At 66.6% G+C, this 26,361-nt stretch carries 28 protein-coding genes; 15 read left to right on the top strand and 13 right to left on the bottom strand.

All coding sequences use genetic code 11. The features are described from left to right. The first annotated feature begins 6 nt into the window (after positions 1–6). The 6 genes from speB (at position 7) to fmdA (ending at position 6,864) form a co-directional block, all read left to right on the top strand. Positions 7–981, top strand: a complete 975-nt coding sequence (speB, locus tag C6A86_RS14935; RefSeq protein WP_105364045.1) for an agmatinase — start codon at positions 7–9, stop codon at positions 979–981. Further along, complete coding sequence (locus C6A86_RS14930; RefSeq protein ID WP_105364046.1) at positions 978–1,871, top strand: polysaccharide deacetylase; 894 nt, start codon at positions 978–980, stop codon at positions 1,869–1,871. The genes speB and C6A86_RS14930 overlap by 4 nt, the downstream gene beginning before the upstream one ends. Beyond that, entirely contained in the window at positions 1,871–2,920 is a 1,050-nt protein-coding gene (locus tag C6A86_RS14925; protein WP_105364047.1) for an aromatic ring-hydroxylating dioxygenase subunit alpha, read from the top strand. Before C6A86_RS14930 ends, C6A86_RS14925 begins: the two co-directional genes overlap by 1 nt. Before the next feature lie 4 nt (positions 2,921–2,924). Continuing rightward, a complete protein-coding gene (locus C6A86_RS14920; protein ID WP_105364048.1) occupies positions 2,925–3,881 on the top strand; it encodes a PDR/VanB family oxidoreductase in 957 nt (318 codons plus the stop codon). A 57-nt stretch (positions 3,882–3,938) separates the two neighbouring features. Then, the gene (locus C6A86_RS14915) at positions 3,939–5,135 is read left to right on the top strand and encodes a PucR family transcriptional regulator (protein ID WP_233213058.1); all 1,197 of its coding nucleotides are present in this window, start codon (positions 3,939–3,941) and stop codon (positions 5,133–5,135) included. A gap of 472 nt (positions 5,136–5,607) precedes the next feature. Beyond that, a complete protein-coding gene (gene fmdA, locus C6A86_RS14910; protein WP_105364050.1) occupies positions 5,608–6,864 on the top strand; it encodes a formamidase in 1,257 nt (418 codons plus the stop codon). Positions 6,865–6,904: 40 nt separating this feature from the next. On the opposite strand, the gene C6A86_RS14905 is transcribed toward fmdA, so the two are convergent. Next, positions 6,905–7,981, bottom strand: a complete 1,077-nt coding sequence (locus C6A86_RS14905; protein ID WP_105364051.1) for a diacylglycerol kinase — start codon at positions 7,979–7,981, stop codon at positions 6,905–6,907. Positions 7,982–8,085: 104 nt separating this feature from the next. Here C6A86_RS14905 and C6A86_RS14900 point away from each other — a divergent pair, with 104 nt between their 5' ends. The 3 genes from C6A86_RS14900 to C6A86_RS14890 all read left to right on the top strand — a co-directional run bounded on the left by C6A86_RS14900 (position 8,086) and on the right by C6A86_RS14890 (position 10,473). Then, positions 8,086–8,829, top strand: a complete 744-nt coding sequence (locus tag C6A86_RS14900) for a glucose 1-dehydrogenase (RefSeq protein ID WP_105364052.1) — start codon at positions 8,086–8,088, stop codon at positions 8,827–8,829. Between the two features lie 92 nt (positions 8,830–8,921). Continuing rightward, positions 8,922–9,164 (top strand): hypothetical protein, encoded by a 243-nt coding sequence (locus C6A86_RS14895; protein WP_105364053.1) that lies wholly within the window; start codon positions 8,922–8,924, stop codon positions 9,162–9,164. Positions 9,165–9,189: 25 nt separating this feature from the next. Beyond that, on the top strand, positions 9,190–10,473 hold the full coding sequence (locus tag C6A86_RS14890) for a competence/damage-inducible protein A (RefSeq protein WP_105364054.1): 1,284 nt from the start codon (positions 9,190–9,192) through the stop codon (positions 10,471–10,473). Here the strand turns inward: C6A86_RS14890 and C6A86_RS14885 are convergent. The 3 genes from C6A86_RS14885 to C6A86_RS14875 are packed head-to-tail and all read right to left on the bottom strand — an operon-like array spanning position 10,470 to position 13,213. Then, positions 10,470–11,408 carry an LLM class flavin-dependent oxidoreductase gene (locus tag C6A86_RS14885; protein ID WP_105364055.1) on the bottom strand — a complete coding sequence of 313 codons (939 nt, stop codon included), beginning with the start codon at positions 11,406–11,408 and terminating at the stop codon, positions 10,470–10,472. The two genes, C6A86_RS14890 and C6A86_RS14885, sit on opposite strands and share 4 nt — an antisense overlap. 9 nt (positions 11,409–11,417) lie before the next feature. Next, a complete protein-coding gene (locus C6A86_RS14880; protein WP_105364056.1) occupies positions 11,418–12,278 on the bottom strand; it encodes an LLM class F420-dependent oxidoreductase in 861 nt (286 codons plus the stop codon). 14 nt (positions 12,279–12,292) lie between these two features. After that, positions 12,293–13,213 carry an alpha/beta fold hydrolase gene (locus C6A86_RS14875; RefSeq protein WP_105364057.1) on the bottom strand — a complete coding sequence of 307 codons (921 nt, stop codon included), beginning with the start codon at positions 13,211–13,213 and terminating at the stop codon, positions 12,293–12,295. 124 nt (positions 13,214–13,337) lie between these two features. Between C6A86_RS14875 and C6A86_RS14870 the strand changes: the two genes are divergently transcribed. Continuing rightward, positions 13,338–13,718: a nuclear transport factor 2 family protein gene (locus C6A86_RS14870; RefSeq protein WP_105364063.1), complete on the top strand. Its 381-nt coding sequence runs from the start codon at positions 13,338–13,340 to the stop codon at positions 13,716–13,718. Positions 13,719–13,743: 25 nt separating this feature from the next. On the opposite strand, the gene C6A86_RS14865 is transcribed toward C6A86_RS14870, so the two are convergent. After that, entirely contained in the window at positions 13,744–14,013 is a 270-nt protein-coding gene (locus C6A86_RS14865) for a WhiB family transcriptional regulator (RefSeq protein ID WP_105364064.1), read from the bottom strand. Positions 14,014–14,134: 121 nt separating this feature from the next. Here C6A86_RS14865 and C6A86_RS14860 point away from each other — a divergent pair, with 121 nt between their 5' ends. After that, on the top strand, positions 14,135–14,752 hold the full coding sequence (locus C6A86_RS14860) for a TetR/AcrR family transcriptional regulator (RefSeq protein ID WP_105364058.1): 618 nt from the start codon (positions 14,135–14,137) through the stop codon (positions 14,750–14,752). Between the two features lie 6 nt (positions 14,753–14,758). On the opposite strand, the gene C6A86_RS14855 is transcribed toward C6A86_RS14860, so the two are convergent. Continuing rightward, positions 14,759–15,607 carry a helix-turn-helix transcriptional regulator gene (locus C6A86_RS14855; protein ID WP_105364059.1) on the bottom strand — a complete coding sequence of 283 codons (849 nt, stop codon included), beginning with the start codon at positions 15,605–15,607 and terminating at the stop codon, positions 14,759–14,761. Between the two features lie 24 nt (positions 15,608–15,631). Between C6A86_RS14855 and C6A86_RS14850 the strand changes: the two genes are divergently transcribed. Continuing rightward, positions 15,632–16,894 (top strand): amidohydrolase family protein, encoded by a 1,263-nt coding sequence (locus C6A86_RS14850; RefSeq protein ID WP_105364060.1) that lies wholly within the window; start codon positions 15,632–15,634, stop codon positions 16,892–16,894. Positions 16,895–16,950: 56 nt separating this feature from the next. Beyond that, positions 16,951–17,616 carry a GNAT family N-acetyltransferase gene (locus C6A86_RS14845; RefSeq protein WP_105364061.1) on the top strand — a complete coding sequence of 222 codons (666 nt, stop codon included), beginning with the start codon at positions 16,951–16,953 and terminating at the stop codon, positions 17,614–17,616. Between the two features lie 36 nt (positions 17,617–17,652). On the opposite strand, the gene C6A86_RS14840 is transcribed toward C6A86_RS14845, so the two are convergent. The 4 genes from C6A86_RS14840 to yaaA form a co-directional block, all read right to left on the bottom strand. Then, a complete protein-coding gene (locus C6A86_RS14840) occupies positions 17,653–18,792 on the bottom strand; it encodes a hypothetical protein (protein WP_311100714.1) in 1,140 nt (379 codons plus the stop codon). Positions 18,793–18,984: 192 nt separating this feature from the next. After that, positions 18,985–20,355, bottom strand: coding sequence for a wax ester/triacylglycerol synthase family O-acyltransferase (locus tag C6A86_RS14835; protein WP_105361740.1), 1,371 nt, complete (start codon positions 20,353–20,355; stop codon positions 18,985–18,987). 43 nt (positions 20,356–20,398) lie between these two features. Further along, positions 20,399–21,475, bottom strand: coding sequence for an esterase family protein (locus tag C6A86_RS14830; protein ID WP_105361739.1), 1,077 nt, complete (start codon positions 21,473–21,475; stop codon positions 20,399–20,401). Positions 21,476–21,556: 81 nt separating this feature from the next. After that, positions 21,557–22,303, bottom strand: coding sequence for a peroxide stress protein YaaA (gene yaaA, locus C6A86_RS14825; protein ID WP_105361738.1), 747 nt, complete (start codon positions 22,301–22,303; stop codon positions 21,557–21,559). A 477-nt stretch (positions 22,304–22,780) separates the two neighbouring features. Here yaaA and C6A86_RS14820 point away from each other — a divergent pair, with 477 nt between their 5' ends. After that, complete coding sequence (locus tag C6A86_RS14820; RefSeq protein WP_105361737.1) at positions 22,781–23,038, top strand: hypothetical protein; 258 nt, start codon at positions 22,781–22,783, stop codon at positions 23,036–23,038. Positions 23,039–23,043: 5 nt separating this feature from the next. Here C6A86_RS14820 and C6A86_RS14815 read toward each other — a convergent pair whose 3' ends face one another. Then, entirely contained in the window at positions 23,044–23,718 is a 675-nt protein-coding gene (locus C6A86_RS14815) for a FadR/GntR family transcriptional regulator (protein ID WP_105361736.1), read from the bottom strand. A gap of 48 nt (positions 23,719–23,766) precedes the next feature. Here C6A86_RS14815 and C6A86_RS14810 point away from each other — a divergent pair, with 48 nt between their 5' ends. Then, positions 23,767–25,017, top strand: coding sequence for an MFS transporter (locus tag C6A86_RS14810; protein ID WP_396833635.1), 1,251 nt, complete (start codon positions 23,767–23,769; stop codon positions 25,015–25,017). A gap of 6 nt (positions 25,018–25,023) precedes the next feature. On the opposite strand, the gene C6A86_RS14805 is transcribed toward C6A86_RS14810, so the two are convergent. Together C6A86_RS14805 and C6A86_RS14800 are read right to left on the bottom strand one after the other, a co-directional pair. Further along, positions 25,024–25,578, bottom strand: a complete 555-nt coding sequence (locus tag C6A86_RS14805; protein WP_105361734.1) for a glycoside hydrolase — start codon at positions 25,576–25,578, stop codon at positions 25,024–25,026. A gap of 325 nt (positions 25,579–25,903) precedes the next feature. Then, complete coding sequence (locus C6A86_RS14800; protein WP_311100713.1) at positions 25,904–26,359, bottom strand: DUF5078 domain-containing protein; 456 nt, start codon at positions 26,357–26,359, stop codon at positions 25,904–25,906. Positions 26,360–26,361: the final 2 nt, after the last annotated feature.

The following is a 26,361-nucleotide window of genomic DNA, read 5'->3' as shown; positions in this document are numbered from 1 at the left end:
TGGACAATGATCAACGACGACATTTCCGACGACATCTCGAATGGGATCGTGGGCCCGGCCGACCCACAAGTGCAGCCGCGCTACGCGGGCTGGACGACCTTCGCCCGGCTGCCGCGATTGGAGGACGTGAGCCACGCCGACGTCATCGTCGTGGGAGTACCGTTCGACAGTGCGGTGACATACCGACCTGGTGCCCGCTTCGGCCCCAACGCAATTCGCCAAGGGTCGCGGCTCATTCGCGGCTACAATCCCGAGCTGGACATCAGCCCGTTCGAGGTCTGCCAGTTCGCCGACGCGGGCGATATCGCCTGCAACCCCTTTGATATCGGTGCGGCTGTCAATCAGATCGCCGAGCAGCTGAGCGGGCTGCTGGCAGGCGGAGCGCGGGCGGTGATTCTCGGTGGTGACCATTCGGTGGCCCTCCCGTCACTGCGGGCTGCGCACTCGGCGCACGGCCCGATGGCCCTGGTGCACTTCGATGCCCACCTTGACACCTGGGATACCTACTACGGGGCCGATATCACCCACGGTTCACCGTTCCGGCGGGCCTATGAGGAGGGCTTGCTCCTGGACACCAACGTGCACGTCGGTGTGCGCGGGTCCATCTACAGCCGAAAGGATCTCGTCGACGATGCCGGGTTCGGCTTCTCCGTCATCACCTGCCGGGACATCGACCGCCTCGGGGCCGAGGGCGTCCTCGAGCGCATCCGCGACCGGGTCGGTGCTGCCCCCGTGTACGTCTCGGTCGACATCGACGTCCTCGACCCCGCGCACGCGCCGGGTACAGGCACCCCGGAAGCCGGCGGTATGTCCAGCCGTGAACTGCTCGAAGTGGTGCGGGGTCTGGATACTGTGAACCTGGTCGGCGTCGATGTGGTGGAGGTGTCTCCGGCCTATGACCATGCCGAGATCACCTCGATCGCCGCCGCCAACGTCACCTGGGAGTTCCTGTCCGTCTACGCCAGAAAGGTACAACGATGACCGCACTGATCCCTGCAGGCCCGGTGCAGTGGCCAGATGGAAAAACCTGTGCGGTGGCGTTCACTTTCGATGTGGACGCTGAATCACCCTTGTTGACAACGGATCCGGCATTCGCCGACCGGATGGGGGCGATGTCGCACCAGGCATACGGGCCATTGGTGGGAATTCCTCGATTGCTGCGCATCCTGGAAGAAATCCAGATCCCCGCGACCTTTTTCGTCCCGGGATACACCGCGCACCGGCACCCTGAGCCGATCCGTTCGATCGTGCAGGCCGGTCATGAGATCGCCCACCACGGGTATCTGCACGAATCGTTGGTCGGCGTCGACGAGGATACCGAGCGCGATTACCTCGTACGCGGTATCGCGGCGTTGGAGGAAGTGGCCGGTGTGACACCGGTCGGATATCGGGCGCCCATGTGGGAAATGAACTGGCACACCCCGAAGTTGTTGGCCGAGTTCAACTTCTTGTACGACTCCACGCTGATGGACTCCGATCATCCTTATGAGCTCGCCGTCACCGACGACCGGTCGCTGGTCGAACTGCCTGTCAGTTGGGCGCTCGATGACTGGCAGCAATACTGTTTCGTGCCGGACTTCTCCGGTACCGGACTGATCGAGACTCCCGCCAAGACCGTCGAGCTCTACCGCAGCGAACTGGATGCGATGCGCGATGTCGGTGGCGCCTGGATCCTCACGAACCATCCTTTCCTCAGCGGACGTCCGGGCCGCGCTGCGGCCCTGCGTGAGTTCATGGCCGACGTGCGCAAGATGGACGACGTGTGGATCGCCAGCATGGCCCAGATAGCCCAGCACGTGCGGTCACAGCAGCTGACACCACGCACCATCACCCGGCCCGAATTCACGCCCACCGTAAGGAGCATTCACTGATGAAGCAGGATGCACTCACTCCGGAGAAGCTCCGCGAGGCCTACCAGCACGTGTGGTTCGTGGTGGCCCGCTCCCAGGACATCGACACCCCGCAGCCAGCACGACTACTCGATCAGAATCTGGTGGTGTTCCGCGACGCCTCCGGAGCGGCGCGGGTCGCCGACCGGCGTTGTATCCACCGCGGCGGCAACCTTGCCGCAGGTGTCGTCGACGGTGACAACATCGCCTGCCCGTATCACGGTTGGCAATTCGACGGCCAGAGCGGCCAATGCCGGCATATTCCGTCGCTGGCCGAGGGTGGCCGAATCCCACCTAAAGCGGCGATCAAGGCCTATCCGGTCATCGAACGGTTCGAGCATGTGTGGACCTGTCTGGGGGATCCGGTGTTCGACCTGCCGGACCCGCCCGAGATCGCGGACCTCGATCTCGAATGGCGCGCCGCAGAGCCCATCCATGCCGATTGCGGTTTCATGGCAGCGACGGAGAACTTCCGCGATATGGCGCATTTCCCGTTCGTGCACGCCCAGTCGATGGGTGACGTGAATCCCGTTGTCGGCGATCTCGACGTCAAGCGTGACGGACGTGAGGTGTGGGCATCGTATTTCTATCAGCAGGTCCCGAACTCAGATTTTTCCGATGTCGGAGACGCCTGGATGCACTACCACTCTTACGCGCCGGGTATTGCCACCATTCTCTACGACTTCGGCGAGGAGACCGGGAAGCGCTACCTGGTCGACTTCCCGTCGCCGGTCAGCTACGACAAGTGCATCATCTTCTGGGGCGTGGCGACCGATCGAGACTTCCGTGGTGGCAGTGTCGATGAGATCCTGGAGATCGAAACCAAGGTGTTCGACGAAGACACGCCGATACTGGGAGGTCTTGAACCAAAAGAAGTTCCGTTGGCTGGGCAGGCTTTCGAGGTATCGGCACCTGCGGATGTTTATACGTTGAATTACCGGCGTGCCACCCAGTTCGCAGTGCAGGCCATCCAGGAGTCGCGCGAGTTGACCGGCGCCCAGGCTGCCGGCAGCGGCCGCCTGGGCGGGTGAGCAGATGAAGCTTCGGGTCACCCAACTTCGGCTGGAAGCTGAGGGTGTCATCTCGGTGTTGTTGCAGAGTCCGGCGGGGGAACGGTTGCCAGCCTGGACGCCGGGCGCCCATATCGCTCTCACCCTCGCGTCCGGCCTGGTGCGGCAGTATTCGCTGTGCGGTGCGCACGACGACCCGTACAGCTACACCATCGCTGTGCTGCTCGTCGCGGACGGTCGGGGCGGGTCCCGCGAGGTACATCAGCAGTTGCGCGTCGGTGAGGTACTCGAGGTCGGTGAACCGCGGAACAACTTCGCACTCGCCCCTGCGCCGGCCTACCTCTTCCTGGCTGGCGGCATCGGCATCACACCCATTCTGGCGATGATGGAATCGCTTCAGAAGCAAGCGGATCCGCCGCCGATGCGACTGGTCTACGGCGGTCGCACCCGCGCCTCGATGGCCTACCTGGATCGGCTGGATACGCTGCCGGATATCGCGGTGCTACCCGAGGATGAATCCGGACGTCCGGATATCGCCGTGCTTTTCGCGGCCGCGGGCGCGGGCACCCATGTCTACTGCTGCGGACCACCGGCCATGCTCGCGGCGGTCCAACGGATCAGCGAAGAGCATCCGGACCTGGCGCTCCACATCGAACGGTTCTCCGCGGCGGATACCGACGCCACCGGACCGGACGGCGGGCTCGACGACGACGGGGCGTTCGAGGTTGAACTCGCCCGCAGTGGCGTCACCGTCACGGTCGGTGCCGGCGTGAGTGTTCTCGACGCTGTTCTGGCGGCGGTGCCCGATACGCCCTACTCATGCGCCGCGGGCTTCTGCGGGACATGCGAAACAAAGGTGCTGGCGGGTGACATCGACCACCGTGATGATTTGCTGACTGAAAGTGAACAGCAGGAGAACAGCACGATGATGATTTGCGTATCGCGGTCCCGCGGTGGTAGCAGGCTGTGCCTCGACCTGTAAACGGTCCGTCCTCACCGTAAACTCGCCGGATATGAATGCTCACGCTGTGAGGCCTCGGTGACCCCGGGGCACCAGATTGCGGAGCAGAGTGTCGACGGTGCCTGTTCGGCGCCGCACGACGGCACCGTGCGGCTGCGGGATCTACTCGCAGAATCGAGCCTGCGAGTCGAGGCACTCACCTCGATCCGCGACGAAGACCGGCTGATTCGCTATGTGTACCCCACCGAGTTGGCCGACCCCACGCCTTACCTGTCCGGCGGGGAGTTGATCCTCAGCGTTGGAGTGCCGGTCGTCGGCCGGCCTGACGAGGAGATCCGCCGCTACGTGGCCACCCTTGCCGCGCAAAGCGTCAGCGCGCTGGTGGTCGGCCTCGGTGACCTGTTCGACGAACCACCCGCCGTGCTGCACAGCGCCTGCCAGGACATGGATCTGCCGCTGCTGGCCCTACACGCCGCGGTGCCGTTCCGGCGGATCGTCGACTGGGCAGAATCGATGCGCGTGGCCGACCGTGAGATCGGTGCCCGCGAACGTGATCTGGGTTCGATCCTGCGCTGGTTCGTCGCAGGCACGCTGGGTGTCAGCCCAGTGCAGAGTGCGCTGGCCGAGCATGGATTGGCTGCCGCCCCGGTGGTGGTGTGCGCCTTCACTCCGGAGCTCCATGTCGATGTCCATCAGTTGGTGGACCGGCACGGCGGCACGATGGCCGTGCTTGATGAGCGCATCGTGGCGCTGTGCCCGCACACCGAGTCGCTGACCGCCGAACTTTCGGAGTCTGCGTTGGTCTGTGGCATGGCGATGGCGCCCGACGCCCAGTCGATGGCATACGCGATCCCGGAGGCGCTGGAGGCGCTGCAGGAAGCCTCCCGCTGGCAGCGCACGGTGCACATCGACGAGATCGCCACCCTGGACGGCCTACTGGCCGCCGTTCCGAAGGTCCGCCTCGTTCCCTTCGTGCAGAGACTGCTTGTCCCACTGGTTGACCACGACAAGGTCAACAGCGCCCACCTGGTGGCTTCCCTGGAGGCGTTCCTGGCGCCGGACCTCGACCTCGCCACCGCAGCGAACAAGCTGTATGTACATGTGAACACGCTGCGGAACCGGTTGGCAAAGATCGCCGAGCTGACCGGGGCCAACCCGTTGGAGGAGACCGACCGGATCAACTTCCGGATCGCGTTGTGGGCCGCGATGAAGATGGGCATGCGCGATACCGCCGGCCAAGACGCTGGCGCCGCACTCCGGTCCAGGACCCGCTAAACCGCACCGACGCAACGCATTAGATGTGTCGCGTCGATCGCACCGCGTTCCGTCCTGTACGAAGCCACACCCGATTCCGTTCGGACTGTGGGGATCTCCAACTGCTCTGCCCATACCTGAACACGACGGTAATGTGGCGCCTGTGTGAAATGAACGGCTGTTCCATACCGTGAGGAAACCTATTGGTTATCTACGTGTTTCGATGTAAAGCTGGCTGTGACGCTACGGCACAGCGATATTCGATGAATGATCGCCCGGACTTCGTCGAATGCCCCACCTGTGCCGGTCCAGCCCGTCGAATGATCTCGTCCCCCAACCTCGCGCGCTCCGGTGCCGGGATGGCTCTGCAAGAAGCGACCAGGGCTAGCGCGGATCGACCGGCGGTGGTCAGCGCACCGGCGCCGGCAGGGCGGCGCCAAAAGGTCACCACCAACCCTCTACACCAGAAACTGCCAAGGAGCTAGGAGTTTCCATGCCCGACATCGTATTTCCGCTCGATTCCACCAAGAAATTCACCGATCAGGAGAAGCTCGGTCACAATCGGTGGCACCCCGACATCCCGGCTGCAGTGACGGTCAAGAAGGGGGATTCGTTCCGGGTGCACTGTCGGGAGTGGTTCGACGGCGCCATCATCAACGATGACTCGGCGGAGGATATTCTCAACGCCCCGTTGACCACTGTGCACGTGCTCTCCGGCCCGATTGCCGTCGAGGGAGCCAAGCCGGGCGACCTGCTGATCGTCGACATCCTCGATGTCGGTCCCATCCCGCAGGAGGATTCCGGTCCGCTCGCAGGCCAGGGCTGGGGTTACACCGGCATTTTCCCGACCCAGAACGGCGGCGGCTTCCTCACCGAGCAGTTCCCCGACGCTTACAAGGCGATCTGGGACTTCTCCGGCCAGAAGACCACCTCGCGCCATATCCCGCACGTGGAGTTCACCGGCATTGTGCATCCCGGCCTGATGGGCACCGCGCCATCGGCGAACCTGCTGGGAACCTGGAACGCCCGCGAGGCGGCGTTGATCGCGACCGACCCCGACCGTGTGCCACCGCTGGCTCTGCCGCCCGAACCGCAGGACGCGATCCTCGGCGGGCTGACGGGCGACGCTTTCACCAAGGCTGCTGCGGAGGCCGCTCGCACCGCGCCACCCCGTGAGAACGGCGGCAACCAGGACATCAAGAACTTCACCAAGGGCAGCCGTGTCTTCTATCCGGTGTTCGTCGACGGCGCCAACCTGTCCGTTGGCGATCTCCACTTCTCCCAGGGCGACGGCGAGATCACCTTCTGCGGTGCCATCGAGATGGGTGGGTTCATCGATCTACGGGTCGACGTGATCCCCGGTGGGATGGAGGCCTACGGGGTGAGCGAGAACGCGATCTTCATGCCCGGAAACACCGACCCGCAGTACTCGGAGTGGCTGGCGTTCTCCGGCACGTCGGTAACCCTGGACGGCGAGCAGCGTTACCTGGATTCCCACCTGTCATACCAGCGGGCCTGTCTGCATGCGATCGACTACCTCACCAAATTCGGCTACAGCCCGGAGCAGGCTTACCTGCTGCTCGGCGCCGCGCCGATCGAGGGCCGGCTCTCCGGCGTCGTCGATATCCCCAATGCGTGTGCCACGGTCTACCTTCCGACGGCGATCTTTGATTTCCCGATCGCCCCTTCGGCTGCCGGGCCGGTGCGGATCGATCCGGGCATGGGTGCCCCTCGCGCATCGTTCAGCTGACCGATCGCCGACCTCGGTAGCGGGGCCCTCCGTGGGCCCCCTACCCGGTGCGGACCAGACCTTTGCCGGTCCCCAGCGGCAGATCGAGCGTGGTGCGGATGCCGGGCGCGGCGGCCACCACATCGGGGATGGCATTCACGATCCGGCCGGCGGCGGCCAGGATCGCGGCGTAGTTGTGGTCGCCTCGGCTGCTGGTCGGGCAGATGTCCACCACATAGGACGGTTCACCGGTGATCTCGACCCGGTAGGACCCGCCCGGTTGCGCGGGCTGAGCCCAGTCCGGGCGCAGGTCCTCGCGCACCCGGGTGATGTGTTCGACGACGATCACCGGTTTCCCGCCGACCATGCCGTTGATCTCGAATCGCATCGCGGCCACGGTGCCCTTGGCGATGACGCCGGTGGCGACCGGGATGTCCTCCGGGGCGGGTTCCAGGTCGTAATTCTCGGTGATCTCGTCGACCTCGACACCCAGCCCGGCGGCCAGCATCCGGATCGCCGTCCCCCACGCCGCGCCCAGGATCCCTGGCAGGAACAGCATGCCGGGCTGGTCGATAGGGTTGCCGAAGCCCATCACGATCGACATCACCTCGGCGCCGTCGTAGGTGGCGTAGTCGGCGATCTCCATGGTCTTGATCTGATCGATGCGCTGACAGGTGCTGGCGATCGCGAACGGGACCAGGTCGGTGGCGAAGCCGGGATCGACACCGGTGATGAACACACTCGAATTACCTTGTTGTGCTGCATCTTCCACGCGAGCGATGGCCTTTTTCGGCATCGCGCCCCACGGGAACTGCAGACCGCCCGGAGCGGAGCCCACCACGTTGACGCCTGCCGAGAGCGCTGCCATCACATCGCGGGTCGCCTCGACGGGGCGGGTATCGCCCATCGCGCAGTACACCAGGCAGTCCGGCTTCGCGGCCAGCGCGTCCTCGATGCCCAGCGCCGCGGTCACACCGGTGACGGTGTCCAGTCCGGCAAGTTCACCGGCGTCGCGGCCGACCTTGGCCTCGGTCGACGTGCCCACCGCGACGAGCTCGAAGCGGGGGTCCTCGATGAGCTGAATCAGGGACAGCCGGCCGCAGTTTCCGGTACCGACGAGTGCCACGCGAATGGCCATACAGGACTCCTTGAGGATGTGTGGTCTGGTCGCAGTATGCGGGGGCCGGGCACAAATTGGAACAGGTTCTAGTTTATTTCGGCGTTGCGGTAGCCTGACGCCTCATGGGACGCGTGGACGGAAAAGTTGTACTCATCAGCGGCGGCGCACAGGGAATGGGCGCCGCACACGCCAAGATGCTCATCGACGAAGGCGCCAAGGTGGTGGTCGGCGACATCCTCGACGAGAAGGGTGAGGCGCTGGCCGCCGAACTCGGCGACGCCGTCCGGTACGTCCACCTCGACGTCACCGATGCCGATCAGTGGACCGCAGCGGTCAACACCGCGGTCGAGACCTACGGCAGCCTCACCACGCTGGTCAACAACGCGGGCATCGTCGCGCTGGGCAAGATCGGCCAGTTCGATATGGCCAAGTGGCAGAAAGTCATCGACGTCAACCTGACCGGGACCTTCCTGGGCATGCAGGCCGTCGTCGAACAGATGAAGGCCGCCGGCGGCGGCTCGATCATCAACGTGTCCTCGATCGAGGGTCTGCGCGGCGCACCCATGGTGCACCCGTACGTGGCGTCCAAATGGGCGGTGCGCGGGCTGGCCAAGTCCGCCGCGATCGAACTCGGCAAGTTCAACATCCGGATCAACTCGCTGCACCCGGGCTTCATCCGCACCCCGATGACCAAGCACTTCCCCGACGACATGGTCACCTCGCCGCTGGGCCGGCCGGGCCGCTCCGAAGAGGTCTCGACCTTCGTGGTGTTCCTGGCCAGCGACGAGTCCTCGTTCTCGACCGGCGCGGAGTTCGTGGTCGACGGTGGTCTGATCACCGACGTCCCGCACAAGGACCTGTTCTAGGGGCGGTCGTCTGGTTCCTGCGTGACGACCGGTCGCCGGACAGGGCGACCCGGCAGGGCAGGATAGGGGTCAACCCATCACAGGAGGACACCGTGCCCGATTCGACGACGAGGCCAGACGCAACCGAACGGCAGGCCCTTGCCGAGATCACCGCGGAACGCGGGTGGACCCGGCGCGTCGCCGACCGGGTCGACATCTACCTGCGGGGAGCCGCGCGCATCCGGGTGATCTGGCAGGGCGACGAGGCCATCAGCGGGGGATCGCGCTACCACGACGACGGCATGGAGCAGTACACCCGTGACCTGGCGACGGTGAAGGGCTGGCTGACGCACTGACGGCGTCGCTGCTTAGGCTCAGACCATGACTGTGCGCGCGGCGATCGTGGTGACCGGAACCGAGGTGCTGACCGGGCGCATCCAGGATCTCAACGGGCCCTGGCTCGCCGACCGGCTGCTGGAGCTGGGTGTGGAGCTGGCCTATGTCACCCAGTGCGGTGACCGCGCCGACGATATCGAGGCGCAGTTGCGCTTCCTGGCCGATCAGGGTGTCGACCTCATCATCACCAGCGGCGGCCTCGGCCCGACGGCCGATGATCTGACGGTGGCCACCGTCGCGCGCTTCGCCGGCCGCGAACTGCTGCTCGACGGCCCCCTCGAAGTCCGCATCGCCGAGATCCTGCGCACCCTGATGGCCGGGCGGCCGGGCGTCGACTTCGAGGCGGTGATGGCTGCCAACCGCAAGCAGGCGATGGTGCCCGCCGGCGCGGAGATCCTGGATCCGGTGGGCACCGCGCCGGGGGTTGTCCTGAACGCAGGCGCGGACGGGCCGACCGTGGTGGTGCTGCCCGGCCCGCCGCGTGAACTGCAGCCGATGTGGTCACGCGCGGTCGAAACCCTCACCGTGCAGCAGGCGATCTCCGGCCGCACCGAATACCGCCAGGAGACGGTACGGATGTTCGGCCTCGCCGAGTCCGGGCTGGCGGAAACGCTGCGGGAGGCCGAATCCGGTATCGGTGGTTTCGCCGATCTCGAGATCACCACCTGTCTTCGCCGCGGCGAGCTGGAGATCGTCACCCGCTACGAACCGCCTGCCGCCGGCGCCTACGCCGCGCTGATCGACCTGCTGCGGGACCGCCATGCACGGGAACTGTTCTCCACCGACGGTGCGCTCATCGACGATCAGGTGGCCGCGCTGCTGGCCGGGCGCCGCTTCGCCACCGCGGAGTCGTGCACGGCGGGCCTGCTGGCCGCCCGCATCGCGGACCGGGCCGGGTCCTCGGCCTATCTGGTCGGTGGGGTGGTGTCCTACTCCAACGAGGCCAAGGTCGAACTCCTCGGCGTGGACGCGGCACTGATCGACGAGCACGGCGCGGTGTCCGAGCCGGTGGCGCGCGCGATGGCCGAGGGTGCGCTGGCCCGCTTCGATGCCGACACCGCGGTCGGAATCACCGGAATCGCCGGGCCGGGCGGTGGGTCGGCGGAAAAGCCGGTCGGCACGGTGTGTTTCGGGGTGGCACTGAGTGGCAGGCCGACGCTGGTGCATACGTTGCGACTGCCCGGTGACCGCAGCGACGTGCGTGAGCGCTCGACGACGGTCGCCATGCACATGCTGCGCAACGAACTGTTGTCGCTGCCCCCGGATTAGCCCGCGAACTCGGAGATGATCTGGGAGGCAAGGATTTCCAGGGTCTGATCGGAGGCGCGGTCGTGTGTGAACAAAACGACCTGGCCGAATCCCAGGTCCCGCCATTGGCGCAGTCGCTCGACGATCATGGGTGCGGTGCCGATCAGCCCGCCCTCCGCCAGTCCGAACCCTGGTCCACCGAAGCGTTTCTCGGCGAATTCGCGGACCTTCGGCAGGGACTGCTCGTCGGGTGCCAGGGCCATCACCGCCTCCACCGACATCACGATGGTGGACGGATCGCGTCCGATCCCGGAGCAGATGGAGCGCAGCACGGCCAGTTTGTGCTCCAGCTCGCCGAGTGCGTAGGTGGGCACGTTCCACACGTCGGCGTAGCGCGCCACCAGCGGCAGCGTGTATTTCTCGCCGACGCCCCCGACCACGATGGGCGGGCGCGGCTGCTGGAACGCGCCGGGACGGATGGGCATATCGCGGACGGTGTAGTGCTCACCGCTGAAGTCGACGGTGCCGGTGCCGAACGCCTGGGTCAGGATCTCCAGCGATTCGGCCAGTCGCGCCGAACGGGTCGCGAACGAGCCCCAGTCCAGGCCGGTGCGCCGGTGCTCGTCCTCGATGGAGCCGCTGCCGATCCCCAGTTGCAGGCGGCCCGCCGATATCTGATCGAGCGTGGTGGCCATCTTCGCCAGCACCACTGGATGGCGGAACTGGTTGCACAGCACCATATGTCCGACCCGCAGCCGCTCGGTCCGGGCCAGCAGTGCGGTGGCCAGTGTCCAGGCCTCCAGGGAGTCGATCTCGGGCATCCCCGGGCCGTACAGATGGTCGTAGAGCCACAGCGACCCGATGCCGAGTTCCTCGCAGCGCTGCGCGCGATGCAGCACGTCGGCGTAGGGGAAACCCATCTGCGGGACGTAGACGCCGATATCGAGCTCACCCATCGGCGGCTATCAGTTCAGTACGGGTGCAAGCCGGCGCCACTGCTGCATCGGCAGCGCCGTCGGGTCGGCCTCGAGCACCTGGACGCACACATGGTCGGCGCCGGCAGCCTTGTGCTCGTTGACCCGCGCCAGGATCGCTTCCTCGTTGCCCCACACCACGATTGCATCGACCAGCCGGTCGCTGACCGAAGCCACCTCGTCTTCGGTGAACCCGGAGCGCAGCAGGTTGTTCGCATAGTTCGGCATGGCCAGGTAGCCACGCACCCACTCGCGTCCGATCTCGCGGGCGGCGTCGGCGTCGTCGCTGAGCACGGCGGTCTGCTCGGGCAGCAGCAGCGGTCCGTCACCGAGGCGCTCCCTGGCGGTGGCGGTGTGCTCGGGGGTGACCAGGTAGGGGTGTGCACCGCGTGAGCGGTCGGCGGCAAGGCGAAGCATCTTCGGCCCGAGCGCGGCGAGCACCCGGTCCTCGGCCGCGACCGGCTGCTCGGCGTTGTCCAGTCCGTCCAGGAAGGCCGCGGTGGCGGCCAGCGGCTTGCGGTAGGTGCCCGGAGCCTTGGAATCGATCAGTGGCGCGTGACTGACTCCGATGCCCAGCAGGAACCGACGGCCGTGCGCCGCCGACAGCCGTGCGTGTGCGGCCGCCACTTCGGCGGGCTCGTGCATCCAGAGGTTGAGGATGCCGGTGGCGATGGTGACCGTCTTCGTGGCGGTCAGCAGGTTCTCGACCGAGTCGAGCACCGGTCCGCCGACGTCGGGAATCCACAGCGCGGTGTAGCCGAGCTCTTCCAGTTCGGCGGCTGCCTCGGCGGCGTGGCCGGCATCGCCGTACCGCAGATGTGAGCTCCAGATTCCGGTTCCCGAAAGTTCCACGTGCCGAACTCCTTTCAGCGGGAGCCGCGGCCGTCGCGATCCCAGATGTCAAGCATCGTACGGAGGATCTCTTCGGCGCAGCCGAGGCCCCCGAGGTGGCTCTCGCCGGGCAGCACGGTCATCTCGGCGTCCGGCAGTCGTGACACCACGTGCGCACCGTGCGCGAACGGGACGATGTGGTCCTTGTCGCCGTGCCACCAGTGCACCGGGACCTTGACCTCATCGAGGCGGAATCCCCAGTCGCGGACGAAGTCGACGATGTCGTAGAACGGTGCCGCAAGTTGTTTGCGGCCGCCGTTGAGTAGGTCATCGAGGAACATCGCCTTGAACTCGGGTCGTGCCAGCAGCCGTCGGTCACCCTCCGGGGAGATCCGCGCGTACATCTCCAACGCCGGTGAGCCGACCGGCGCGATGAATTTGATCAGCGTGGCAGCGGCCAATCTGATGGGGGCACCCGCCAGCTCGAGCACCGGAGCGACCGTCGAGCCGAGGTTCATCAGACCGCTGGCGATCCCATCCGGCCCGACATAGGGGGCCACGCCGCCGAGCACACCGGCGGCGACCACCCGGTCGGGCATCGCAGCCGCGGCGGCCAGCGTGTACGGCCCGCCGCCGGAGAGGCCGATCACGGCGAAGTTGTCGATGCCGAGCGTGTCCGCGATGACGCGCAGGTCCTCGGCGAAGGCCAGCACGTTGGGATACTGGTGCGCCGTGGAGGACCCGATGCCCGGCCGGTCCACTCCGATCAGCCGGACCTTCTCCAATCCGGCGTAGGCACGTGCCTCGGCGGGTATCTGGCGGCGCGCGCCGGGCGTGCCGTGCAACCAGAAGACCGCCCGGCCTCGGGGATCGCCGAACTCGGCGAAACCGAGTTGGCGGTCAGCGCTGACGGCGACATTGCCCTCGAGCTTGGGGCGCGCGATGGGAGGAACCATCAGCCGAGTGTGTCATGGATTACAGACCTGCAATATCGTGCCCTTCGCCACGCGCCGCAGGTCGTCATGGAATGGTCTGGTGCACGCTGGCTTCGTTGTCAGCAATGCGATCGAGGAGGACACCATGGACGATCCGATCGACCGAGGCGCCGTCGCACTGGCGTTCTCCACCCATCGTTTCGAGGAGTCCCTGCCGCATCTGGCCAGAGACGTCCAGTGGACGATCGTGGGCTACATGGTGCTCGAAGGTGCCGACGCCGTGATCCGCACCTGCCGCGAAACGCGCGAGAGCCTGGCCGACACCGAGACCAGCATGCAGCGCTGTGTGGTCGCGGCCCAAGGAGATGTGGTGGCGGTGGACACCGTGGCCCGCTACAGCGGGCCCAACGGCGTGACGGCGGTGGCCGGGTGCGACATCATCGAGTTCACCGGAACCCGGATCAGCGCCATCACCTCGTATGCGGTGCAGGTGGACCCGGATTGTTCGGGTGCGCCGCCGCGGTAGGTCGCTGATCCGGGGTCGGGTGCGATCAGTGCCGCGCCGCGATTCCGTTGCGCTCGGCCAACGAGCGCAACTGTTTCAGCGCGAATTGCCGACTCCGCCCGGCCGGCGGCAGCACGATACCGGCCCACAGACCCTCCGCCCCCGGAGTCACACAGGCCTCTTTGGCGCATTGCCAGCGGCGCGGACATGAGCGGCACAACGCCTTTGCCCCCTCGTCCGCCGTCGTCGTCCATCGGTCGGGATTCTGTGTGCACGGTGCCGTCCACACTCCGTCTTCGATCGATATCGGATACACGTCCCCCCACCATCCCTTCCGTCTCGAGTCATCGAGTTGCTGGACCATACGTTTGTATCGTACTTACGATACAGACGTATCGACCAGCCGTGGTGGAGTGAGATTGACTACGGTGGCAATTGTGAACTCTGAGGCCGGCGGGACGGGCGTTGAGGTGCCGCGCAGCGTCGAGAAAATCCGTACCGCGGCGTTGCAGAGTTTCGCGGTGCATGGCACCGCCGCGACGACGTTGCGCGGGGTCGCCGCGGCGGCCGGGGTGTCACTCGGGCTCGTGCAACATCATTTCTCCACCAAGGCCGGATTGATCGAGGCCGTCGACCAATACGTGGTCGACGTGGTGATCGCCCCGATGGCACAGCCCATCCCCGAGCTCGCCGCCGATTCGGTCTCGGAGGTCGGCAACCGGGTGAACAAGATCTTCGCCGAGCACCCCGACGTGGCGGCCTATGTGGGCCGTGCCCTGGTTGACGGGAGTCAGTTGGGCACCACGATCTTCGACAGCCTCTACCGGATCGGCATGGTGCGCTGGCAGGAGCGCGCCGAGCGCGGGGAGACCCGCCCGGATATCGACCTGCCCTGGGCGGTCATCAACGCGCTGATCCTTCCGCTCGGCGCAGTCAGCATGCGCGGGCATATCGAGAGGCACCTGCCGGGGTCGTTCACCGCCCCGGAGCAACTGGAGCGTTGGCGGGACGCTGTGAACGAATTGTTGCGCGAGGGCCTGTTTCGTAGGCCGTAGTGAGTATCAATCCTTCTCGCCGGCAACCCTTTTGCGGTAGGCCGATGGCGTCTCGCCGCAGAACTGGGCGAAGCTGCGGGTGAACGAGCTCAGGTTGTCGAAACCCACCGCCGACGAGGTCGCCTGTACCGACTGGCCGGGTGCGGCCAGCAATGCCATCGCGCGCAGCATCCGGGCGTGCAGCAGATAGGTCCGCCAGGACAGCCCGAGGCTGTCGGAGAACAACCTGCGCAGCGTCCGTTCCGAGACCGCCACCGCGCGACTGACATCCTCAGCGGTCACCGATGCGAGATGCTCCTTGGTGTAGGCCAGCGCCGTCGCGACGATCGGATGATCCGACGTCGGCAGGCTCAACGGCGCCTCGTGGTCGAGTGCCTCGGTGACCAGGTGGGCCATGGTGCGGAAGAAGCCGTCGGACATCTCGTCGCTGTGGTCCCGGTCGATCGGCCAGCGCAGGGCGTAGATCATCATCTCCCGGATCAGCGGCGACACCGCGATGATCCGGGCCCGGTCGCCGGTGTCGGGGATCATCTGCGCGTCGAACATCACCGCGACGGTCTTGACGTCCGGGTTCATCACCGCCTGGTGTTCCAACCCGGCCGGGATCCAGGCGGCCTGCTGGGGTGGCAGCAGATAGTGCCCCGCATCGGTCTCCACCTCGACGACACCCTGCAGGGCGTATTCGATCTGATGAACCTCGTGCGAGTGCCAGCCGGTGATCAACCCGTCGCCCTCGTAGAGGTAGCTGCCCGCCGGCGCGTGCCCGCCACGGCGCAATTCGATGACCGGTCGGCCGGGTCCATCCAGTTTGGCCGAAAAGGTCAAACCTCTGTCCGATAGCGCAGAGACGGTCACGGAATCCGAGGGTACTAGTTAGGTATGCAGACCGACGACCTGATTCTTGTGAGCATCGACGACCACGTCGTCGAGCCCCCCGACATGTTCCTGAACCACGTACCCGCCAAGTACAAATCAGAGGCCCCGATCGTCGTGACCGACGACAAGGGCGTCGACCAGTGGATGTATCAGGGCCGACCGCAAGGCGTCAGCGGCCTCAACGCCGTGGTGTCCTGGCCCGCCGAGGAGTGGGGCCGTGACCCGGCCGGGTTCGCCGAGATGCGCCCCGGCGTCTACGACGTCCACGAACGGGTCCGGGACATGAGCCGCAACGGCATCCTTGCCTCGATGTGCTTTCCGACCTTCACCGGATTCTCCGCACGCCATCTCAACATGCACCGCGAGGACGTCACGCTGGTGATGGTGTCGGCCTACAACGACTGGCACATCGACGAGTGGGCCGGCTCCTACCCGGACCGATTCATCCCGATCGCCGTGCTGCCGACCTGGAACCCGGAGGCGATGATCAAGGAGATCAAGCGGGTCGCCGCCAAGGGGTGTCGCGCGGTCACGATGCCGGAACTGCCGCACCTGGAAGGACTTCCGAGCTACCACGACGAGGAGTACTGGGGTCCGGTCTTCCAGGCGCTCTCCGACGAGCAGGTCGTGATGTGCCTGCACATCGGCACCGGCTTCGGAGCGATCAGCATGGCGCCCAACGCCCCCATCGACAACCTGATCATCCTGGCCACCCAGGTATCGGCGATGTGTGCCCAGGACCTGCTGTGGGGACCGGCTATGCGCAACTACCCTGACCTCAAGTTCGCGTTCTCCGAGGGCGGTATCGGCTGGATCCCGTTCTATCTGGACCGCAGCGACCGGCACTACACGAATCAGAAATGGCTGCGCCGCGACTTCGGTGACAAAATGCCCAGCGACGTCTTCCGTGAGCACTCGCTGGCCTGCTACGTCACCGACAAGACTTCACTGAAGTTGCGGCATGAGATCGGCATCGACATCATCGCGTGGGAATGCGACTATCCGCACTCGGACTGCTTCTGGCCCGATGCTCCCGAGCAGGTACTCGCCGAGTTGAACGCCGCGGGCGCCGACGACGCCGACATCAACAAGATCACCTGGGAGAATTCCTGCAGGTTCTTCGGCTGGGATCCGTTCAAGCTCACTCCCAAGGAGAAGGCGACCGTTGGCGCGTTGCGGGCCACCGCCACCGATGTCGACACCTCGATCCGGCCGCGCGCGGAGTGGGCACGGCTCTACGACGAAAAGCGGTTCGCTCAGGTCTGATCGACGTGGCCGGATCCGATCCCGGTACCCGCGGCGCTTGATCTAGGCTTGGCGGCATGACCGATCTGGATCGTGCCGCCGCCCGCCGTGAAATTGCCGAAGCCTTGCTGAAGGCGCTCGACCGCCGGCACGAGGTGCTCGACATCATCGTCGACGCCACCGACCGGGACGCGGCCGTGACGGCCATCGCCGAACTGCTCGGCACCACCCACCTGGGCAGTGAGGCCGTTTTCGGGCTGTCGTTCCAGCAGCTGACCAAGGATGCCCGCCGGGGCATCGCGGCCGAACTGGAGGACCTCAACAGCCAGCTCACGTTCACCCTCAACGAGCGCCCGGCATCGTCGGCGGAAACGCTGGTGCTGCGCGCCTTCTCGGGGGATACCGACCGCGACATCTTCGCCGCCCGGGTGGACGAGTTGCACACCGCAGGTGACGGCACGGGTGGCCCCGCAGGCAGCCTCGATGACGAGATCACCTCTGCGCTGGGCCGTTTGGACGCCGAAGAAGCGGCCTGGTTCGTGGCCCTGGAGGGCGAAGAGAAGGTAGGTCTGGTCCTCGGTGAGCTCGTCGACCATGAGGTCGAGGTGCGTATCTGGATTCGTCCCGATATGCGCAAGAAGGGCTACGGCACGGCGGCGCTGCGAAAGTCACGCTCCGAGATGGCGATCTACTTCCCGGCGGTGCCGGTCGTGGTGCGCGCGCCCGGAGTCGTCGCTCGCTGACGGATCACGCTCGCCGCTAGTACTTTCGGCCGCTGATCACCAGTCGGCGCGGCCGGCGCCCTGCGCCGTGGGTGCCGCCGCGACGGGTTCACCTTCGGTCGCGGTGGCCGACCACGCGGTGCCTTCGCACACCAGGTCGGTCGGCAGCGAGATCTCACTTGGCAGCGTCACCGGCAAGCCGGGCACGGTCGGCAGGGCCAGCGGGGGCGGCGGCGTCGCGGCCAGCACTGCCGGGGCCGAGGCCAGCATGGGGAGAACATTGCCCGCCGCCTCGGCGACGCCTGCAGCGGCGGGTGCCCCGATCGCCACGGGTGGCGCGACCGCGGCCTCTACCGGCGCGGCGGCGGCAATGGGTGCCGCGGCGTCCACCAGGGCGACATCCGCCGCCGGTGGTGGGGGTGGCGGCGCGTCGACCGGCGCGGCCGCCAGGTTCTCCGCCGGTGCAACAACGGCCTCGACCGGCGCGGGCGGTGCTGCCTCTACGGGTGCCGGCGGCGGTGCTGCCTCGGCTGGCGGTGCTGGGGGAGCCGCGGCGAGCGGCGGTGGCGGGGGAGTCGCGGCGAGCGGCGGGGCGGCCTCCACCGGATTGACCGCGGCGGCCTCGATCAGCGGTGCGGCCACCGGAGCGGCCGGTGCGGCCATCGGGATGCCCGCCGGGACGGGCACCGGGACCGGCGGAACGCCGACGGGCAGCGGCGGGGACACGACCGGTACGGCAGGGGCCGCGATCGGCGCCGGTACGGGGAGCGCGGCGGGCACCGGAGCGGCGACCGGGGCCACGGGCGGTCCGGCCATTGCGCGCTCGAGCACCGACATCGCCGCGGGCGCCGCAGGGGTGGCTTCGATCGCGGCGGGAACCGCCGGGGGTGCCGGGGCCGCCGGGGCCGCGATCTCCGCCGGCGGAGCCGGGACGGCAGCGGCCTCGATCAGCGGTGCCGCGATCTCCATGGGCGCCGGAGGTGGAGGTGGTGCGAAGGCTTCGTTCAGCGCCGCGGCGCCACCCTCCAAGGACTGCGGGATGATCTCCGGAGCGGCGGCGAGGTCGGAGACCATGTCCAGGCACGGCACTCCAGGGCTGGGCTCAGCAAAGACCGTGGGGCTCAACCCGAGCACGCCGCAGTACAGACCTGCCGTCGCAAACGATGTCAGCACGATCCGATTTGTGGTGCGTGGCATTGATTTCCCGGTCTCCCTGCGACTGACGACGAGGGGAACCTATCGCGATCTCGACATTGCGCAAACCGCTGATTTTGGCCGACACCGATCCGATATGAAGCGGTGGCCGTCCTGTGACTGCCACGGGGCAGGCTGTCGCTTCGCCGCTGAAAAGTGCAGCGCGCGAGCCCATTTCTGCAACCCCGCGGCGGGTCAGAGTCCGGCGGCCTGTTCCAGCGCTGCCAGCGAATCCTCCAGATGGGTCAGCAACCGCTGCAGATGCGGCACGCTGCGGCGGCACCCGACCAGTCCGAAGTCCAGGTTGTCGGCGTTGTTGGTGAGGGTGATGTTCAGTGCCTGCCCGTCCAGGGCGATGGACATCGGGTAATTGCCGTCCAGCCTGGCGCCGTTCCAGTACATCGGTTCCCGCGCTCCGGGCACATTGGAGATGACGATGTTGAACGGCGGCGGTGCCGAGGACACGAATCCGGGCACCAGGCTGAGCCCGAGCCCGGCGACCAGGAAGCCGGACAGCGCCAGCGCCTGGGTGCGCGGTAGCTCGCTGAAAACCTGCTTGTTGTCCCGCATCGACGCGCTGATGGCTTCCAGGCGTTTCATCGGGTCCACGACGTCGGTGGCCAGATTGCACAGGATCGTGCCGACCATGTTGCCGCCGGCGTCCTGCTCGTGTTCGCCGCGCAGGCTGACCGGAACCATTGCCACCAAGGGTTTTTCGGGCAGCGCGTGCTGCTCGTCGAGGTAGGCGCGCAGCGCTCCCGCGCACATCGCAAGCACCACATCGTTGACGGTCGATCCCGGGGCGGCCTCCTTCACAGCGCGAAGCCGGGCCAGCTTCCAAGACTGAGCCGCGCACCTTCGGGCACCGCCGATGGGCACGTTGAACATGGTCTTCGGCGCCCGGAACGGCAGCGTCAACTGTTGTTCGAACAGGGCCGCGCGGGCCAGCGAGATGGTCGAGGGGGCGATGCCGGCCACCGCTCCTGCGGCACCGGTGAGCGCACCCACCAAGGAGGAGCCCGGACTGGCGGACTTCGCTGCGCGCTTCTTGGCCTGCAGCGTCCAGGGCACCCGGACTTCGCGGTCGGCCGGATCGGCGGCCAGCGTGCGGATCATGAGACGCTGCGCGGACACCCCGTCGATGAGGGCATGGTGGATCTTGGTGTAGATGGCGAAGCGGCCGTCGCTGAGGCCCTCGACGAAATAGGCCTCCCACAGTGGCCGGTGCCTGTCAAGCAGCGTGCCGTGGATCCGCGAGGTCAGCTCCAGCAGCTCGCGGACCCGCCCGGGGCGCGGCAACCCGGAGCGGCGCAGGTGGTAGTCGACATCCACCTCGCTGTCCAAAGTCCAAGCGACATTGGATATTCCACCAAGAAGGCTGGCCGGATGTTTGCGGAACGTCGGCTGAAAATCATCACACGTGGCGATCGTCCGGTACAGGTCACCGACGAAGTCCGGTCCGGCGTCGGCCGGGGGTTCGAACAGTTGCAGCCCGCCGACATGCATCGGGTGTTCCCGTGACTCTCCGACGAGAAACATCGCATCGGTCGGTGAGATCAGCTTCATGCCGCCACGCTACCGATACCGTCGGCGGGTGGTAGGGGATTGCTCAGGCGGGTCGGGTGGCGACGGGGGCCGCAGGGGCCGGAGCCGGCAGGACAGGCGGAATAGCGGCGGGTGCGGGCGCAACCGGTGCCGCCGGCGGCGGGGCAGGCGGGGTGACACCGAGCACGCGCAGTAGGTCCGGCTTCATCGCCTGCAGCTGTGAACCCCAGTAGCCCCAGCTGTGGGTGCCGTCCTTGGGGAAGTTGAACACCCCGTTGCGGCCGCCGGCTGCCAGATAGCGTTGCTGAAAGGTCTTATTGGTGTTCAGCGTGATGTTCTCCAGGAACTGGGAACTGAACATGCCACCGAAATCGCCCGCGTTGTCGAGTTCGGACGGTGTGCCGTCGCCGCAGTACACCCAGACCGCGGTGCGGTTGGCGGCCAGCATGGCGACATTGACCATCGGATCATTGCGGCGCCAGGCCGGATCGCTGGTCTGTCCCCACATATCGGTGGCGTTGTAGCCGCCGGCATCCCGCATCGCCAGCCCGATCAGTGTCGGCCACAGGCCCAGTGACGGGTTGACGAAACCGGACAGCGAAGCGGCGAAGATGAACTGCGCGGGGTGCCAGATGGCCAGCGTCAGCGCTGAGCCGCCCGACATCGACAGTCCGACAACGGCATTGCCCACTGGGCTGACTCCACGGTTGGCGGCCAGCCAGGCCGGCAGCTCCCGGGTCAGGAAGGTTTCCCACTTGTAGGTGATGGGGCCGGCGCTGCCCACCGCGGGCTGGTACCAGTCGGAGTAGAAGCTGGACTGACCACCGACGGGCATCACCATCGACAGCCCGGAATCGTGGTACCACTCGAAGGCGGCGGTATTGATGTCCCACCCGCTGAAATCGTCCTGCGCGCGCAGGCCGTCGAGCAGATAGACGGCATGCGGCCCGCCGCCCTGGAACTCGACGCGGATGTTGCGTCCCATCGCCGCGGAAGGAATGTCCAGTTGCTCGATGGGTAGACCGGGGCGGGAGAACGCGGCGGCGGGTGGCGCGCTGGCCAGCGACCCGAGCAGCATCGTCGCGAGAGCGGCGGACACGCCCCGGCGCAGCCACCGACGCATCGTTGTCGAAGGCGTCATACCCGGCAAGTTAACAAAACCACGAGGGCCGCCGGTGGTCCGACGCGGGCTGTGATCGCGTTGTGATGTAACGGTTTTGACTCAGGCCGGCACGACGATGACGAGATCGTTGCCGGTGCGCTCGACCCGCATACCCGCCTTTCGTGCGACGGCGGCGACCTTGGCCGCGTCGTCGGGTTCGGACCTGCTGCTGACCAGCGCGCGGGCCAGTTTGCCCTTGTGTGCCTTGTTGAAATGGCTGACGACCGTGCGGTGTCCGTCGGCGTGTTCGGCCAGCACGTTGACCCGGACCGCGCCGTCGAGCCGGCCGAGTGCGGCATAGGATCCCGATCGAAGATCGACCACCAACTCGTCGGCGGCGATCTCGTCCAACGCCGGCTCGAGCACGGGTTTCCAGCGGGCCGCCAGCGTCGGCCGGCCGGGCAGTTTGGCGGACGCGGACAATCGGTACGCCGGTACCGGATCGTCCGCCCGGAGCAGCCCGAACAGCGCCGATCCGACGGCGAGCCGGGCCCGTGCGCGGGACGCGCTCGCCCCGCGCAGCGATCCGACGTCGAGGGCGTCATAGAGCACGCCGGTGTAGCGGTCGATCGCCGGCAGCGTCGGTGTGGTCATCAGAGTGGCATTGCGCTCGATCTCGGCATCTTGTTTCGCGGTCAGACCGAGGGCGCGGCGGCAGGCGGGTACGTCGGCGGCCAGTGCGGCGATCTCGCCGGTGAGTTCGGTACGCACGCCGGTCAGTGCGGGGAAGCTGAGTCGGTCGAGTCGCAGCGGTGGGCCATCGCCCCCGGATCGCTTGGTTTCCGAGGGCGGCAGCAGCACGATCACGCTGAGAGGTTAGCCGAGCCCGGAAAGCCGGCCACCCGCACAGTCGGAGCAAGCGCTTGGTTGAACGCACGAAAGAAAATGTCGACGGGTTAGCTGAATTGCGCGCATTTGCGCGCGGGCGCGAAAACCTTGGGTAAGCGTCGAGGTAAGGCATTGACAATGGTGCATTCGGTATTCGACTATCGGCGTGTTCGATCAGGTGAGGATCGGCGCGGGGGTCGATCGAGGTTTGTTGCAACTGCGGTGCAGAAGGATCGCAGAAGGATTGCAGAACGATGCAAAGGATCCGGTTGTGGAGTCGATGGGCAGAATGTCTGCGATCATGGGCACCGGACGACGCGCGGTTGCTCTGCGCGGTGTATTAGCTGCCGCCGTTATTCACTCGGCCAAGCGGGTTGACTCCGCACATTCCGTGTCCACGATTCGATCGCACGACGACCGCTTGCCGCGGTCGCCGCAGATGACAGGGGAGCGCCCGTGACAGCTCAGGATATTGTCGGCGCCGAGCCCGGCGGCACCGACGACCATGGAATCGCGGTGGATGTGCGGGTACGTGTGCATGCCGGGACCGATGACGAGGAACTCGGTCTCGTCGTCGACGATTTCGGGGACAGTGCAGGTTATTCCGTGGACATCGGTGACAACCACATCGCCGATCCTGCTCGCCGTTGGGCGGTTCTGCTCGACACAGGCTCGTTGACCTTCGTCAACAGCGACGCGCTGACCCCCGAGTAAACCGGTCAGGCCTTGTTGGGCAGCCGGTCGAGCAGTTCGTCGAGGAAGCCGCCGGCTTCACGGCCTGCCCGTGCGGCGTCCTGCGCGGCGATCGCCTCGATCAGCCCACGGTGTCGGGCGAACTCGGCGACGGGCTGTACCTCCTGGGTGGTGATCACACTCGCCGACACCACCTCGGTAAGACCGCGGTAGAGCTCGGTGAGCACGGGGTTGTGCGAGCTCTTGACCACCGCGAAGTGCAGTTCGGCATCCGCTCGGGCGAATTCGTCGCCGCCTTCTTCGCGCAACGCTTCGCTGCGATCCAGGAGCTTCCAGAGTTCATCGAGGTCCTCGGATGTCCGAGCTGTCGCGGCCAGCCGGGCCCCTTCGACCTCCAGGCAGCGACGGACCTGAAGGACGTCGCGAAACTCGGTGCCGCACAACCTGTGAAGTGCACCGGAGACCTCGCTGGTGGCCCGGACATAGGTACCGTCACCCTGGCGGACTTCGAGGATGCCGCTGTGCGCGAGTGCTCGGACGGCTTCGCGCACCGTGTTGCGGCCGACACCCAGCGTCTCGGCAAGGGCGGGTTCGGTCGGGATCCTGGTGTCGACGGGCCACTCGCCGGCGCTGACCGACGAGCGCAGCTGCTCGATGACCTGGTCGACCAGCCCGGTGCGGCGCGTGGTGGCCAAAGGCACAGTAAACCCCTTTCATCCAATCATGGGATGTATGGCAGGGTAGTTCAGGTGAATGGAAGTCGCCACACGAGCGCGCTCGACGACCTTGAGCCCGACCTCGACGGATCGGTGGATCTGCGACCCTCCGAGGTGGCGGCCGGTGGTGCCCTCCTGGTCGTGGCGGTCGTCCTCACCGCACTGAATCTGCGGCCCGCGATCACCAGCGTGGGCCCGCTGCTCGGGGACATGCGTGACGATCTGGGCACCTCGGCGCTGTGGGCCGGGCTGCTGACGACCCTGCCGGGTCTGTGCTTCGCCGCGGCGGGCCTCACGGCGCCGTGGCTGGCTCGTCGCTTCGGCATCGGTTCGGCGATCGCGGCTGCGCTGCTGGTCCTGACCACCGGGCTGCTGCTGCGGGTGATCGACGGTCCGCATGTCGTCATCGGCGGCACCCTGGTCGCGACTGCGGGTATCGCGTTGATCAATGTGCTGATTCCGGTGGTGATCAAGGGCTCCTTCCCCGCCCGGATCGGCTTGATGACGGGTATCTACACCGCAGCGCTGCAGGGCGGCGGGGCGGCAGGTTCGGCCGTCACTCCGGCGCTCGACGAGATGCTCGGCGGCTGGAGATTCGCGCTGGGTGCCTGGGCCGTCCTGGCGGCCGCGGCGCTGATCGTGTGGTTGATCGCGATGCAGCGCCGCCGGGCCGCGGCCAGGCCCGCTCCACGGATGGCGATGGTGGTCCCGCACGGCCGCTCGCTGCTGCGCAGTCGGCTGGCCTGGATCATCACCGGATTCTTCGGCTGCCAGTCACTGCTGGCCTACGTGGTGATGGGCTGGCTGCCGCAGGTGTTCATCGACAACGGCATGAGCAAGGGCGATGCCGGTCTGCTCCTCGGCCTCAACGCCGTGATCGCGGTGCCGATCAGCATCGTGGTCGCCCCGATGGCCTCGCGGCGACCGAGTCAGAGCGGCTGGATTGTCGGGCTGGGGATGCTCGGCATCACCGGTGTGGCGGGCCTGGCGATCGCGCCTGCCGCCGCGCCCCTGCTGTGGACGGTGTTGTTGGGGCTGGGAATGAGTGTGTTCTCGCTGGCGCTCGCGGTCATTGCGTTGCGGGCTCGGACCGCCGAGGACACCGCGCGGCTGTCCGGCATGGTTCAGGGTCTGGGATATCTGCTGGCCGGCGTCGGACCGTTCGTGTTCGGTCTGCTGCATGAACTCAGCGGCGGCTGGACGGTGCCCTGGGTGATGTTGGCGGTGGTCTACGTCATCCAGATCATCCTGGGGGCCCTCGCGGGCCGGCCCAGGTACGTCTAGAAGTCGCTACAGCGGGAACGTCGCCGGAGGAGTCGGGGGCGGAGGATTCAGCGGAGCCGGCGGCGGAGGCACATCCAGCGGTACCGGCGCCATCGCGCCGACGGGCGGCGGTGGCAGTTCGCCAGGGGCAGGGGGAGCGAAGCCTGGCGGCGGAGGCGGCATCATGCCCTCCGGCGCGGGCTGTGCGGGCGGATCCATCGGCAGGTACATGTGCTTGGTGAACTGCGGCTGGAAGGCGCCGCCGCCGCCTATCTTCACGCCGCCACCCTCACCGGAGGAGACCGGTGTGCCGTCGGGCAGGGTGACGGCCGTGTGGCCGCTGTTCCAGCCGATGACGAGTGCCCCGGGCGCAGTGCCGTACCGGAAGCCGCGGGCCAGCAGAGCGCTTTCCTGGTTTCCGGTGTTGAACCGGTCACCGAACACCGGTCGATTGGTCGCGGCGTTGCTGACCCATGATGCCAGGCCCGAGCAATCGGTCCCTGCGGGGGAGTCCCCGCCCGAAATGTATGGCGTCCCTGACACCTGGCTCACAAGCGCCAGAAGTGAAGCTACAGCAAACATGCGGACGGACGTTAACAGAGCTCTTTGTAGGCGGGCAAAATTCTGTGACCCCCTTCACATCTCGTCAAAACCCCAGCGCAACTCACAGAAGCGCACATGAACGGCTTTGTCCGAGGACGTAATTCAGGGGTAGCTCTGCATCGATCTTGAGTTCTCGCAAAGTTCTTGTGGGCCCGGCGACCCCGGTCGTGCGGCGTGAAATCTGTTGAGCTGCTTCACCATCCAAAACTGCTGGGAAGCAACGTATTCCGGGCTGCCGGCACCGGTGCGCAAAATGGCTGCCCCGAACATCGGGAGCAGCCATTTCGGTGTCGTGTGCAGGTATCTACCAGACCCAGACCGACATGTCGTCGGGTGGGTAGTTCATGCAGACCGCGGTGGATGCGGCGACGACGCCCTTGTTGTTGAAGAAGATCTTGGCCCAGTTGGGCCAGTTCCAGGCCAGCTGTTCGTAGAAGGCGTTGGTGGCGGTGTCTTCGGAGTACTGGCGCCGGCCGGCGTAGTCCATGGCGAAGAACCAGTGGATGCGGTCCTGGACGGCGCGGTGCACCTCGGGGGATTTGTTGTTGTAGTCGATCATGTAGCGCTCGTAGTACACCGGGTTGGTGTCGCGGGTGGCTGCCAGGATCTGCTCGGCGGTGCACGGGGTGTGCAGGATCTTGCGCGGGATCGGGTAGTCCTCGGTGGCGTCGGCCGCCGCGGTGGGGGCGAGGGTGAGAGCGGCGGCCGCGGCAAGGGTGGCCAGGCTCAGCTTCTTGAGTGGCTTTTTCTTGAGTGGCATCG

This window comes from Mycobacterium sp. ITM-2016-00316 (assembly GCF_002968335.2).
GTDB lineage: Bacteria > Actinomycetota > Actinomycetes > Mycobacteriales > Mycobacteriaceae > Mycobacterium.
Note: the sequence above shows the minus strand (reverse complement) of the source record. Positions and strands in the feature narration are given on the sequence as shown.

Coding starts and splice junctions, on each gene's coding strand:
- speB (WP_105364045.1), top strand. CDS start 7: ATGATCAACGACGACATTTCCGACGACATCTCGAATGGGATCGTGGGC.
- C6A86_RS14925 (WP_105364047.1), top strand. CDS start 1,871: ATGAAGCAGGATGCACTCACTCCGGAGAAGCTCCGCGAGGCCTACCAG.
- C6A86_RS14900 (WP_105364052.1), top strand. CDS start 8,086: ATGGGACGCGTGGACGGAAAAGTTGTACTCATCAGCGGCGGCGCACAG.
- C6A86_RS14800 (WP_311100713.1), bottom strand. CDS start 26,359: ATGCCACTCAAGAAAAAGCCACTCAAGAAGCTGAGCCTGGCCACCCTT.
- C6A86_RS14920 (WP_105364048.1), top strand. CDS start 2,925: ATGAAGCTTCGGGTCACCCAACTTCGGCTGGAAGCTGAGGGTGTCATC.
- C6A86_RS14830 (WP_105361739.1), bottom strand. CDS start 21,475: ATGACGCCTTCGACAACGATGCGTCGGTGGCTGCGCCGGGGCGTGTCC.
- C6A86_RS14845 (WP_105364061.1), top strand. CDS start 16,951: ATGACCGATCTGGATCGTGCCGCCGCCCGCCGTGAAATTGCCGAAGCC.
- C6A86_RS14850 (WP_105364060.1), top strand. CDS start 15,632: ATGCAGACCGACGACCTGATTCTTGTGAGCATCGACGACCACGTCGTC.
- C6A86_RS14870 (WP_105364063.1), top strand. CDS start 13,338: ATGGACGATCCGATCGACCGAGGCGCCGTCGCACTGGCGTTCTCCACC.
- C6A86_RS14930 (WP_105364046.1), top strand. CDS start 978: ATGACCGCACTGATCCCTGCAGGCCCGGTGCAGTGGCCAGATGGAAAA.
- C6A86_RS14835 (WP_105361740.1), bottom strand. CDS start 20,355: ATGAAGCTGATCTCACCGACCGATGCGATGTTTCTCGTCGGAGAGTCA.
- fmdA (WP_105364050.1), top strand. CDS start 5,608: ATGCCCGACATCGTATTTCCGCTCGATTCCACCAAGAAATTCACCGAT.
- C6A86_RS14875 (WP_105364057.1), bottom strand. CDS start 13,213: ATGGTTCCTCCCATCGCGCGCCCCAAGCTCGAGGGCAATGTCGCCGTC.
- C6A86_RS14840 (WP_311100714.1), bottom strand. CDS start 18,792: ATGCCACGCACCACAAATCGGATCGTGCTGACATCGTTTGCGACGGCA.
- C6A86_RS14805 (WP_105361734.1), bottom strand. CDS start 25,578: ATGTTTGCTGTAGCTTCACTTCTGGCGCTTGTGAGCCAGGTGTCAGGG.
- C6A86_RS14905 (WP_105364051.1), bottom strand. CDS start 7,981: ATGGCCATTCGCGTGGCACTCGTCGGTACCGGAAACTGCGGCCGGCTG.
- C6A86_RS14890 (WP_105364054.1), top strand. CDS start 9,190: ATGACTGTGCGCGCGGCGATCGTGGTGACCGGAACCGAGGTGCTGACC.
- C6A86_RS14885 (WP_105364055.1), bottom strand. CDS start 11,408: ATGGGTGAGCTCGATATCGGCGTCTACGTCCCGCAGATGGGTTTCCCC.